Genomic DNA, 1,844 nt, shown 5'->3' with positions numbered 1-1,844 from the left:
CGAAATCATGGCCCGCTATATCGACCCGAAATACATCGACGTCTTTGTCGCCTGTAAAGAGAGTGAACTCGCCGAGTTCGAAAACTCCATTTCGGACCTCGAGTACAACTGGTACCTGCACACCGTTTAAGTGTGCAGTTAACCCATTCGACGCCGGCACCAAGCCGGCGTCGTTTTATCTGCCGCAATAAACCGTTTTTGCCTGCACCGCAGCCCTGAGACCCACGAGCTGCGTTGTTGTTTGTGTGCCATGGCCAGCCCAGACGTGCGTAGAGACCACCAGACATGTCGCGGCTCGCTCAGTTGTAAAGGATTTGAGCGATAACTCCACTTGCCTTGGCGCTTGCCAAGGCCATTGCTGTGAACCGACACGTAAGGAAGTCGTCATGCCCCGCTTGTTAGCTGCGCTGCTGTTTGCTGGCTCATCCATGCTCCTCACTGCACCGGCGACCCAGGCCGAAGACCTGGTGGTCTACAACTGGAACGATTACATCGCCCCGCAGGTGCTGGCCGATTTCGAAAAACAAACCGGCATCCATGTCGACTACCACACCTACAGCACCGCCGAAGAGCTGGAAAAAGCCCTGGCCAGTGGCGACTCCATCGATATTGCCGTGCCCTCCCACGACACTCTCCCCGCGCTGATCAAAGCCGGTCGCTTGCAGCCGCTGGACATGACCCGTCTGCCCAACCGTGTGCACCTGGACAAACAGCTGCTGAGCAAGCTCAACGCCGTCGACCCGCAGAACCGTTACGCCATTCCCTACCAATGGGGCGCTGTCGGCCTGGCGATCAACGTGCCGCTGGCCGAGAAAGCCTTCGGTGGCCCGCTGCCCAACAGCTGGAGCCTGCTGTTCGACCCGGCGCAAAGCGCCAAGCTGGCCAGTTGCGGCATCAGCGTGCTGGATGCGCCGGATGAAGTGATGTCGGTGCTGATGAACTACATGGGCCGTAGCCTCGCCCACAGCCCGCCAACGCAGATCAAGCAAGGCGGCAGCGTGCTTAACGCCATTCGCCACAACGTGCGTTACGTGGATAGCGAGCGTTATATCGACGATTTGAAAACCGGCAAGCTGTGCATGTCGCTGGCCTGGGTTGGCGATGCCCTGGGCGCCACAGCGGCGGGCCAGGACGTACGTTTTATCGTGCCGGACGAAGGCTCGGTGTTGTTTATCGACAACCTGGTCATCCTCAGCAGCGCCCGCCGCGCTGACCTGGCGCACCGCTTTATCGACTTTTTGATGCAGCCAAAAGTAGCCGCGCAGATCACCACCGAAACCCTGTACCCGAGTGGCAATGCCGATGCCCGCGAGTTTCTCGACCCGACGTTGCGCGACCAGCCAGGCCTGTATCCAGACCGCGACACCAAGCGGCGCTTGGCGGCATTGGAAGTGCTGCCGGAGAAGATCTCCAGCGTGAAGGAACAGGTGTGGGGCAAGTTTCGCGACGGCAGTTGAACCTCTCGCGTCGATCAACAGCGCAATAACATGCTACCGCGCACCTGGATTCCCGCCTTCGCGGGAATGACGGAGATATGCCCGCAACACGCCGTCATCCCCGCAAAGGCGGGGATCCAGTGGGGCAGCACCGCGGTATCGAGCTGCCAAACCGTCGCGACTAGAAAACTTGCGAGCGGCCAACAGCTGTCGTCCAATAGCGCCGCACCCAAGGAGAGCCCGATGCAGCGCCCCGCCACCCCTCGCAAACCCCGCGCCAGCAGCCAGGCTCGTATTGATGCCATTCTTGAGGCCGCCCGCACGCTGCTGGCCGAAGAAGGCGTGGCCGGTCTGTCGATTTACAGTGTGGCTGAACGTGCGCAGATCCCGCCCTCGTCCGTGTACCAC

3 protein-coding genes are annotated in these 1,844 nt (G+C 60.5%); all 3 read left to right on the top strand.

Features of this window, described 5'->3' with window-relative positions:
- A partial coding sequence (locus tag AAAB16_RS04280) for a hypothetical protein (protein ID WP_340662225.1) occupies positions 1-130 on the top strand: 130 nt, incomplete at its 5' end.
- 256 nt (positions 131-386) lie between these two features.
- Positions 387-1,457: a polyamine ABC transporter substrate-binding protein gene (locus AAAB16_RS04275; protein WP_340662223.1), complete on the top strand. Its 1,071-nt coding sequence runs from the start codon at positions 387-389 to the stop codon at positions 1,455-1,457.
- Between the two features lie 222 nt (positions 1,458-1,679).
- Positions 1,680-1,844 (top strand): TetR family transcriptional regulator (locus AAAB16_RS04270; RefSeq protein ID WP_340662224.1); only part of this gene is annotated, 165 nt, incomplete at its 3' end.

Origin of the sequence: Pseudomonas sp. (assembly GCF_037994325.1) — a bacterium.
Classification (GTDB): domain Bacteria; phylum Pseudomonadota; class Gammaproteobacteria; order Pseudomonadales; family Pseudomonadaceae; genus Aquipseudomonas.
The sequence above is the reverse complement of the archived record's forward strand: the minus strand, read 5'-3'. Positions and strand labels throughout refer to the sequence as shown.

What these genes read in the sequence shown, in the direction of transcription:
- AAAB16_RS04275 (WP_340662223.1), top strand. Translation starts at nt 387, where the DNA reads ATGCCCCGCTTGTTAGCTGCGCTGCTGTTTGCTGGCTCATCCATGCTC.